This window comes from Novosphingobium resinovorum (assembly GCF_036352595.1).
Lineage (GTDB): Bacteria > Pseudomonadota > Alphaproteobacteria > Sphingomonadales > Sphingomonadaceae > Novosphingobium > Novosphingobium resinovorum_B.
Map to the genome: position 1 here is coordinate 90,929 of NZ_JAZFAX010000021.1, position 7,221 is coordinate 98,149.

Sequence of the window (7,221 nt, forward strand, 5' to 3'; positions counted from 1 at the left end):
ACCGACTTCTGTAACCCCCGTTCGTAAACACCGTTCGTAAACACCGTTCGTCATTGCGAGCGCAGCGAAGCAATCCAGGGCAGTCTTGAGCCGCCCTGGATTGCTTCGCTGCGCTCGCAATGACGAACGGGGGTTTCAGCCTTCCGCCATCGCCTTCAGGCACAATTCCCGGAACGCCGGCAGCGCCGGGTTCTCGCTCTCCCGCCGCCACGCCAGATGCAGTTCGACCGGCGCGGCGGGCTCGCTCTCGAAGGGCCGGAACACCACCCCGCGCGGATGCAGCCCCGCCGCCGCCTCGGGCACGATCCCCGGCGCGAGCCCCGCGCCGACCAGCCCCAGCAGTGAGTGGATCTGCGTCACGTACTGCACGTAGCTGGGCGCTGCCCCGGCCCGCTCGAACAGGCTGGACAGCAACAGGTTGAAGTACCCGGCCCCGCGCTGGGCGTACATGACGAGATCCTGCCCGTCGAAATCCCCCGGCGCGAAACGCTCCTGCCCCGCGCGCGGATCATCCTCGTGCAGCGCCACCAGCAGGCTTTCCAGCAGCAGCGGCGCCGAATCGAACTGCACCTTGTCCACCGGCGGGCGCACCAGCGCGAGGTCGATCATGCCCGTATGCAGCGCCTCGAACTGATCGCCCGAGACCAGTTCGTGCAGCTGCAGTTCCAGCCCCGGCAGTTCCACCGCCGCGCGCTTGACGATGCGCGGCAGCAGGACATAGCCCGAGACCGCCGTGAAGCCGATCGAGATCCGCCCGGTCTCCCCCTTCCACACGCGCCGCGCCGCCAGCGCCGCGCTTTCGGACAGGCGCACGATGCGCCGCGCTTCGTGAAGGAAAGTCTCGCCCGCCAGCGTCAGCGTCACCCGGCGGCTGGTGCGGTTGAACAGTTCGACGCCGAGGATGCGTTCGAGCACCTGGATCTGGCGGCTGAGCGGCGACTGGGTCATGTGCAGCCGCTCGGCGGCGCGGCCGAAGTGCAGTTCCTCGGCGAGCACAACGAAGCAGCGCAAGTGCGTGAGTTCGAACATTCCCGATGCCTACCGCGCATGAGGCCGGAGGAAAAGCGCGCGATGCATCGATGGGCGCTGATCGATGCCGCTGCGACATAAATCGATCCAGTCCCAGCGATGGGCGCGGCCGCCCCGCGCAGGTAGCAAAGGCTCTACAGGATCAATTGGAGCATTAAGCGATGTCGCCTCAGGATTTGGCCGCCCGTATCGGCGGGGGTCTCCTCTCGTTTCCGGTCACGCACTTCGACGCCGACCTGAAGTTCGACGAGGCGGCCTATCGCGACCATCTCGGCTGGCTGTCGGACTACGACGTGGCCGGCCTGTTCGCGGCGGGCGGCACCGGCGAGTTCTTCTCGCTCACCCCGGCCGAAGTCCCGGTGATCGTCAAGGCGGCGGTCGAGGAAGCGGCGGGCAAGGTGCCGGTGCTCTCGGGCTGCGGCTACGGCACCGCGATCGCGGTGGAGATGGCGCAGAACGTCGAGAAGGCCGGCGCCAACGGGTTGCTGTTGCTGCCGCCCTACCTCGTCAATTCGACGCAGGAGGGCCTTGCCGCCCACATCGAGGCGGTCTGCAAGGCGACCTCGCTGGGCGTCATCGTCTACAACCGCGACAACGCGATCGTCACCGAGGACACGCTGGCCGGTCTTGCCGAGCGCAACCCCAACCTCATCGGCTACAAAGACGGCGTCGGCGACGTCGAGCTGATGATGCGCATCTACGCGAAGCTGGGTGATCGCCTGACCTACATCGGCGGCCTGCCCACGGCCGAGACGTTCGCCCCCGCCTATCTGGAAATGGGCGTGACGACGTACTCCTCGGCGATCTTCAACTTCATGCCGGAGTGGGCGCTGGCCTTCTACAAGTCGGTCCGCGCGCGCGACAAGGCGGCGATCCTAGCGGGCCTGACCGATTTCGTGCTGCCCTATATCGCGATCCGCAATCGCGGCACCGGCTATGCGGTGTCGATCGTCAAGGCGGGCATGAACGTGATCGGCCGCCCCGCCGGTCCGGTCCGCTCGCCGCTGACCGACCTCTCGGAAGAAGAGCAGGCGATGCTCGCCGCGCTCGTCGAGAAGGCCCAGGCTTCGCTGCGCGAGACCGCCTGACGGTACTCACCCAAGGCGCGGGTGGCTCCAAACGCCCGCGCCGTGACGCAGGGATGAACTTGCTCCCACCCCTCCGGGAGCCGGTTCATCCCTGTTTTTTTGTGTCCGTCGTCCCGGACTTGATCCGGGACCGCTAGCGGTCTTTAGGCGCTTGCTCACGGGCAGGGCGCCCCGATGAAAGGTGGGCTGGTCACGGCCAGCGGTCCCGGATCAAGTCCGGGACGACGTCAGCCAAGTCTGCACCGGCTCGCCCAGTCGAGCCAGAGGCCGGGCCATACCGCGACCGGTTTGCCCGCGATGTTCCACAAGTTGAACCCGTGGCCGCCCTCGGCGAAAAGGTGCAGGTCCACGCTCACTCCCGCCTTCCTCAGCGCCGCGCGTAGGCGCAGCGAGTTCTCCACGGGCACGGTGGCGTCGTCCTCGGCATGGACGATGAAGTGCGGCGGGCTCTCGGGCGTCACGTTGCGATCGACCGAATGCGCGGCTTCCAGCGCAGGCGTCGGGTTCGCGCCGAGCAGCTTCTCGCGCGATCCGGCATGCGTGATCGCCGGGTCCATGCTCACCACCGGATAGAGCGGCGCGGCGCAGAACGGCCGGGCGGAGAGCGTGTCCGCCGCATCCACCGGGGCATAAGCTGGAAACGCGAAGCGGCTGGCGAGGTCGGCGCACAAATGGCCGCCCGCCGACGATCCCATCACCGCTACCCGCTCGGGCACGACGCCGTAGGCGGCGGCCTTCGCGCGGATCAGGCGCATGGCGCGCTGGGCGTCGGCGAGCGGGGTGTTGGCGCGGTCCTTCCAGCCCTCGCCGGGCAGGCGGTAAGTCAGCACGAAGGCGGTGTAGCCATGCTCGGTCAGCCACTGCGCCACCTGGATGCCGCCCTTGTCGAGCGATTCCTCGCGGTAGCCGCCGCCGGGGATGACCAGCAGCGCCGCGCCGTTGGGGTACTTCGGGCGGAAGGCCGTGATGCGAGGCCGGGCGATGCCCGCGATCACGCGGTCGGGCTGGGCGGGGTTGGCGGAGCGCTCGGTGGCGGTCTCCACCGGCAGCGTGGAGGGCGCTCCCGGCGGGGTGCCGGGCCAAAGGTCGATGACTTCTCCGGTCTCGTGAAACGGACGCGACGGGGGCGTCACTGCCCCCGCCGCCGGTATCGTGCGGATCACCGAAGCCGCGAGGGCTCCGGCGAACAGAGCCCTGCGGTCGATCTCCATGCTCAGGCCGCCTTGACCCGCGCCTGCGCCAGACGCGGGCTGAGGACGTGGACCACCGCCAGCGCGATCAGGTAGGCGCTCGCGCAGATCGCGAAGAGCACCTCGTAGCTGTGCGTGGCGTCGAGGATGTAGCCCGCGAACAGCGCCATGCCCATGCCGCCGAAGGCGCCCACGGTGCCGCCGATGCCGACCACCGAGCCCACCGCGCCGCGCGGGAACACGTCGGAGGGCAGGGTGTAGAGGTTGGCCGAGAACGCCTGGTGCGCCGCCGTGGCAAGGCCGATGACGAGCACCGCGACCCACACGTTGTCCACGCTCTGGACGAACCAGATCGGCAGCACGCACAACGCCGAGAGCAGCATCGTCGCCTTGCGCGCGAAGTTGGGGGTGCGGCCCGCCTTGATCAGCTGCGAGGACATCCAGCCCCCGGCGATGCTGCCGATGTCGGAGATCAGGTAGATCGCGGCGAGCGGCAGGCCGAAGGTCTTGAGGTCGAGGTCGTAGCGCTCGAACAGGTAGCCGGGCAGCCAGAACAGGAAGAACCACCAGATCGGGTCGATCAGGAACTTGCCCAGCGCATAGGCCCAGGTCTCCCTGACCACCAGCAGGCGGCTCCAGCCGATCTTCTCGACCGGGTCGGCGGGGTCCTGCTTGATGTAGGCGAGTTCGGCCGCGGTGACGCGCGGATGCTCGTCCGGGTGGCGGTAGACGGCCCACCACACGGCGAGCCAGATGATGCCGAACAGGCCGGTGACGAAGAACGCCATGCGCCAGTCGAACCACAGTACCAGCAGCGGCACGAGCAGCGGGGTGACGATCGCGCCAACGTTGGCGCCCGCGTTGAACACGCCGATCGCGAAGGCGCGCTCCTTCTGGGGGAACCAGTCGGTCACGGCGCGGATGCCGGCGGGGAAGTTGCCCGATTCGCCGACGCCGAGCCCGAAGCGCGCCATCGCGAACGAGGTGATGCCGGTGGCGAAGCCGTGCGCCATGTGGCTCACCGTCCAGATGACGATGGCGACGGTGTAGCCCAGCCGTGCGCCCAGTGCGTCGACCACCTTGCCGAACGACAGGTAGCCGACCGCGTAAGCGACCTGGAACCAGAAGACGATCCCTGCGAAGTCGGACTCGGACCAGCCGAACTCGGCCGAAAGCGTGGGTTTCAGCACGCCGATCATCTGGCGGTCGACGTAGTTGATGGCCGTTGCCGCGAACAGCAGCGCCACCACCACCCAGCGATAGCGCCCGACTTTTGCCGTCTGGCCTACCGTACCGCTGGTTCCTGCATCCATTTCCCTACTCCCTTGCGACCGTCTTGTGCGTGTGCCGCTATCTTGGTTCTATCAGGCGGGCTGCGCCGCGACGATGCTGCAGGCCACGGTGCCTTGGCCCTCGAAAGTCGCAAGCACCTGTTGCCCGGGCACGACTTCGTGAACCCCGGTGACAGCGCCGGTCGAGACCCAGGTGCCGCCGCTGCAGTCGATCCCGCGCGCGACAAGGTTGCCGAGCAGGAAGCGCACCGCGCCCAGCGGGCCGTCGAGCATCGTCGCCGTGGTGGCCTCGCCCGCCGTCTCGTCGTCGATGTCGAGGCGGACGGTGATCGCGTTGAAGTCGATCGTCTCCCAGCCTTCGAGCACCGGCCCGATGACCATGCCGTAATTGTTGCCGTAGTCGGAGACGGTCACCGGCGGCCCGTCCGCGTTGATGCGCGGGTAAGGCGAACTGGCGACCTCGATGCCGATGTGCACCGCGTCGAGGACCGCGCGGGTGGCCGCGTCGTCCTGCGGCACCGTGCCGTCCCAGCCTGCCGCGACGTGAAGCAGGAACTCCGCCTCGCCCGCCGCGAAACCGTCGGCGAAGACGGGCATCTCGGGCGATTCGCCCGCTGCCACCGTCACCACGCTGTCGGTGAAGATCGGCCCGGCCAGGCGGTTCGCGCCCAGTTGTCCGTCAAGCGGCGGGTTGATCTTGCCGACCTTCCAGCCGGCGACCTCGCGCCCGTCGAAGGCGAGGGCGAAATCCTGGATCGCATAGCCGCCGCCGAGGTCGGTGGGGGCTTGTCCGGGATAGGAATCCAATGCGCGCTTCTCGCGCCGCGCCGTCACGAATGCTTCGGCGACTGCCTTTGCCGTGTCTGTCAAAACAATCCCCACACCCAAGAATACCGTGCTTCGGCCAGTTCGGCGCTGGATTACCGGCGACACCGGTGTCATCCAAACGCCCATCCTGACCCGTCTGTACAGAGTGTCCGCTCTGTCGGATTGGTCACCCGCCGGTACGCCCTGCGAGCGTTCCGGCATCTTTCCATCCTATGCAAATGCACAGGCGATGGAATGGTAACCGGTGTCATCTTGCCTTTCGTCCCGCTTGAAGGCAAGCCGGAAAAATTCGGCCCATCGACCAACGCGCCGACGCAAGACCATAAGGACGCCGCATGGCAGAAGGCCAGAAACCCACGATCAACGACGTTGCGCGCATTTCCGGCGTGTCCAAGAAGACGGTGAGCCGCGTCATCAACAAGTCGCCGCTGCTCAATCAGGCGACGCGCGAGAAGGTCGAATCGGTCATCGCCGACCTTGGCTATGTCCCCAATCCGCAGGCGCGGGCACTGGCGCTGCGGCGCAATTTCCTGATCGGCCTGATTCACGACAACCCGAACGCGCAGATGGTGCTGGGGGTGCAGGAGGGCATTCTCGACACCATTCGCGACACCGAGTTCGCGCTCGTCGTCCATCCGGTGAACCGCCATTCGCCGACGCTGGCCGACGATATCCGCCGGTTCATCGAGCAGCAGCGGCTTTACGGCGTGATGCTCCTGCCACCGCTGTCGGAGCGCGACGATCTCGCCGAATTGTGCCGCGATCTCGGCTGCACGCTCGTGCGCATGGGCTCGGCGAGGCTCGACGACGACGAACATCTCGTCGCCTCGAACGACCGGCAGGCGGTGAGCGAGGCGGTCGGCTGGCTCGTGGAGCTGGGCCACACGCGAATCGGCTTTGTCGCCGGGCCGGAGGGCTTCCGCTCCGCCAATGAGCGTGAACAAGGTTTCCTCGACGGCCTCGAGGCGGCGGGCCTGACGCTCGACCCGGCGATCGCGGCGCGCGGTACTTATCGCTTCGAATCGGGCAAGGCGGCGGGTGAAAAGCTGCTGTCGGCCGCCGAGCCGCCCACCGCCGTGTTCTCCAGCAACGACGAGATGGCGGCGGGCATCCTCCACGCCGCGCGCGAGCGGGGGCTGAACGTGCCCGAGGACCTGTCGATCATCGGCTTCGACGATACCGCCACCGCCGCGCACATCTGGCCGCCGCTGACGACGGTGCGCTGGCCGATCCGCACGATGGCGAGCACGGCGGCGGCCAAGCTGATCCGCCCGGCCTCGGCAGCGTCGGAGCCTTCGTTCTTCCTATCGGACCTGATCCGGCGGGCTTCGGCGGTGCCATACCCGACACCCTGACATCGTCATTGCGAGCGCAGCGAAGCAATCCAGGGCAGCACTATACCGCCCTGGATTGCTTCGCCTCGCTCGCAATGACGGGATGTGGTGAAGGATGATTACAACGCTCGCCAACCCCGTTGACACCGGTTACCTAAAGCGGATACGAATGCCGCCAAGACCTGAACGGGAGAGTTCACAGTGTTCTGCAAGACGTATCACGCCACCCATCCTGACATGATGGAGTGTGTCTCCAACGAGGAACTGCGCGACCGTTATCTGGTCACCGGCATGTTCAAGGCCGGCGAGGTCAACCTCAACTACTCGCACAATGAGCGCTTCATCATCGGCGGCGCGGTTCCGGGCGCTGAGCCGCTTGCCCTGCCGCTGCAGACCGTCCCCAAGAGCGCGGAGGGCAAGTCCTTCTTCGAGCGCCGCGAGGCCGGCATCACCAACATCG

The 7,221-nt window shown here is 67.3% G+C and carries 6 protein-coding genes and 1 pseudogene; 3 read left to right on the forward strand and 4 right to left on the reverse strand.

The features are described from left to right. Positions 1 to 135 precede the first annotated feature (135 nt). The gene (locus V2S85_RS18450; RefSeq protein ID WP_330704308.1) at positions 136 to 1,029 is read right to left on the reverse strand and encodes a LysR family transcriptional regulator; all 894 of its coding nucleotides are present in this window, start codon (positions 1,027 to 1,029) and stop codon (positions 136 to 138) included. 161 nt (positions 1,030 to 1,190) lie between these two features. Between V2S85_RS18450 and kdgD the strand changes: the two genes are divergently transcribed. Beyond that, on the forward strand, positions 1,191 to 2,117 hold the full coding sequence (gene kdgD / locus V2S85_RS18455; protein ID WP_330704309.1) for a 5-dehydro-4-deoxyglucarate dehydratase: 927 nt from the start codon (positions 1,191 to 1,193) through the stop codon (positions 2,115 to 2,117). 227 nt (positions 2,118 to 2,344) lie between these two features. Here the strand turns inward: kdgD and V2S85_RS18460 are convergent, their stop codons facing one another. Genes V2S85_RS18460 through V2S85_RS18470 form a run of 3 tightly spaced genes read right to left on the reverse strand, consistent with a single transcriptional unit; the run spans position 2,345 to position 5,469 of the window. Further along, the gene (locus V2S85_RS18460) at positions 2,345 to 3,328 is read right to left on the reverse strand and encodes an alpha/beta hydrolase (protein ID WP_330704310.1); all 984 of its coding nucleotides are present in this window, start codon (positions 3,326 to 3,328) and stop codon (positions 2,345 to 2,347) included. A gap of 2 nt (positions 3,329 to 3,330) precedes the next feature. Beyond that, on the reverse strand, positions 3,331 to 4,620 hold the full coding sequence (locus V2S85_RS18465) for an MFS transporter (protein WP_330704311.1): 1,290 nt from the start codon (positions 4,618 to 4,620) through the stop codon (positions 3,331 to 3,333). 51 nt (positions 4,621 to 4,671) lie between these two features. Continuing rightward, positions 4,672 to 5,469: a 2-keto-4-pentenoate hydratase gene (locus V2S85_RS18470; RefSeq protein ID WP_330704312.1), complete on the reverse strand. Its 798-nt coding sequence runs from the start codon at positions 5,467 to 5,469 to the stop codon at positions 4,672 to 4,674. 293 nt (positions 5,470 to 5,762) lie between these two features. On the opposite strand from V2S85_RS18470, the gene V2S85_RS18475 reads away from it, so the two are divergent. Next, positions 5,763 to 6,782 carry a LacI family DNA-binding transcriptional regulator gene (locus V2S85_RS18475; RefSeq protein WP_330704313.1) on the forward strand — a complete coding sequence of 340 codons (1,020 nt, stop codon included), beginning with the start codon at positions 5,763 to 5,765 and terminating at the stop codon, positions 6,780 to 6,782. A gap of 180 nt (positions 6,783 to 6,962) precedes the next feature. Beyond that, positions 6,963 to 7,221 (forward strand): annotated as a pseudogene (locus V2S85_RS18480) (5-dehydro-4-deoxy-D-glucuronate isomerase); the annotation flags it as partial.

Bases quoted from the DNA above. Each gene is read 5' to 3' on its own strand.
- V2S85_RS18450 (WP_330704308.1), bottom strand. From the start codon at position 1,029: ATGTTCGAACTCACGCACTTGCGCTGCTTCGTTGTGCTCGCCGAGGAA.
- kdgD (WP_330704309.1), top strand. From the start codon at position 1,191: ATGTCGCCTCAGGATTTGGCCGCCCGTATCGGCGGGGGTCTCCTCTCG.
- V2S85_RS18460 (WP_330704310.1), bottom strand. From the start codon at position 3,328: ATGGAGATCGACCGCAGGGCTCTGTTCGCCGGAGCCCTCGCGGCTTCG.
- V2S85_RS18465 (WP_330704311.1), bottom strand. From the start codon at position 4,620: ATGGATGCAGGAACCAGCGGTACGGTAGGCCAGACGGCAAAAGTCGGG.
- V2S85_RS18475 (WP_330704313.1), top strand. From the start codon at position 5,763: ATGGCAGAAGGCCAGAAACCCACGATCAACGACGTTGCGCGCATTTCC.